This is a genomic window from Salinicola sp., from assembly GCF_982684285.1.
Genome location: NZ_CEXLVS010000415.1, coordinates 1 through 1,820, shown reverse-complemented (window position 1 = coordinate 1,820; position 1,820 = coordinate 1). Strand labels below are relative to the sequence as shown.

Here is a 1,820-nt window from a genome sequence, read left to right as displayed (position 1 = left end):
GCACCTCCTGGTGGTGACTTTATAACCGGTATGGGCCGTACTAACGATGGTATTCTTTACGGTGGCATGGTTCACCTCTTCATTAATGGCAGTGATGAAGAAGCACAAGAGTTAGCAGAAAAAATGCCGAGTAATACCTCGTCCGATTATGGTCGCCCTTTTGCTGAAATCTTTAAATCATATGACTTCGATTTCTTCAAAGTTGATCCTATGTTATTCAGCCCAGCAAAAGTGATTGTTACTAACTCAGCAACAGGTAAAAGCTTCACTGCTGGTGAGTTAAATCAAGAGCTACTTACGCTTTCATTTGGTTTATAAATAAACATTCAGCAGCGGCCATCGCCGCTGCTGAACTCAATTATCTATGACTTCTCCTCATATCGTTATCTTCAATGACACTCATGGCTGGCATAGCGCACAACTTGTCTCAGCCTTGGCTAAGTTAGGCATCGAATCGATCTGTGCCGACCTTGCTGATTGCACCATTGATCTAGACCAACCATCCGGTTTATCCATCCCCGGATTTGAAGAGCAACTGCCAGCAGCGGCCATTGTTCGAGGCATTGCTCCCGGCAGCCTTGAACAGATCACCTTACGTATGGATATCTTACATACCTTAGCCGAGCTTAATGTACCGGTATTTAACCCTGCCAGTGCCATTGAACATACCGTCGATAAAGCGCGTACCTCATTACGTTTACATTTAGCCGAATTAAGTACACCTCACACCTGGGCCTGTGAAAACAAAGCCAAAGCAATAAAAATTGTTCAACAACAATTATCACTAGGGCGGACATTAGTGATCAAGCCCTTGTTTGGCTGCCAAGGTAAAGGCATAGCAAAAATCACCACCCTAGCCGAGTTTGAGGCTATTGACGCGGTAGGCGATGCTTTTTACTTACAACACTATATTGAGCCATTTAAACAAGGTGAGTGGCAAGATTGGCGCATATTAGTGATCGATGGCCAAGTTTGTGCCGCCATGTCCAGACAATCGACGCAGTGGATAACTAACTTCGCACAAGGTGCCCGTTGTTTACCCACCACCGTCACACCAGAAATGGAACAGCTCGCTATTAAAGCAACACACGCAGTGCAAGCGGACTATGCTGGTGTGGACTTAATTAGAACCGCTGATGGCAGTTATACCGTACTTGAAGTAAATAGTGTCCCGGCATGGAAAGGCCTTTATCAAGCGACTAATATTGATGTTGCCGGTCACCTCGCTCAAGCCTTAGCCCATCGAATAAACAGCGTATCAGCAAGCAAGCCAAAATCTGATCATGCTGTCTAGCCAAGAAGTAGCAGAATGCATTCAGTGGGCCTGTGAACAAGAAGTAGCAGCGCCAAAACCGGGCAATGTGAATTGCTTTAGTGGTGGTCATAATATGCAGGTTGAGGATTTCCTTCTCAGTGCAAAGGCTATTGCTCCCGTCTTAGCGAGTCCAGATTTAACCGTGGGCGAGTTAATATTACAAGCAGTTCAGGCAACCCGATCTGTTGTTAACTGTAATACCAATCTAGGCATCGTATTATTATTTGCCCCATTATGCCGAGCTATTCATGACTGCCACAGTTTTGAACAACTGCCCGAGGTATTAACTCACGTGTTAAATACCCTAACCGTTGATGATGCAAAAGCCTGTTATCAGGCCATCCGTTTGGCTGATGCGGGAGGTCTGGGAGAAGCAGAACAACACGACATAAAAACCACACCAACTATAAGCTTAAAACAGGCGATGGCACTGGCTCAAGAGCGCGATAGCATCGCCAAACAATACCTCAATAATTACCATGAAATTTTCTATATTGGATTACCA

General features: G+C 45.2%; 3 protein-coding genes. All 3 read left to right on the top strand.

What is annotated here, in order from left to right:
• Positions 1-318: methenyltetrahydromethanopterin cyclohydrolase (locus AC3AYF_RS20585; RefSeq protein ID WP_487780334.1), on the top strand; the 318-nt coding region annotated here is incomplete at its 5' end.
• A gap of 46 nt (positions 319-364) precedes the next feature.
• The gene (locus tag AC3AYF_RS20580; RefSeq protein WP_487780333.1) at positions 365-1,294 is read left to right on the top strand and encodes a RimK family alpha-L-glutamate ligase; all 930 of its coding nucleotides are present in this window, start codon (positions 365-367) and stop codon (positions 1,292-1,294) included.
• On the top strand, positions 1,284-1,820 hold a 537-nt coding region (locus tag AC3AYF_RS20575), incomplete at its 3' end, for a triphosphoribosyl-dephospho-CoA synthase (RefSeq protein WP_487780332.1). The genes AC3AYF_RS20580 and AC3AYF_RS20575, both read left to right, overlap by 11 nt.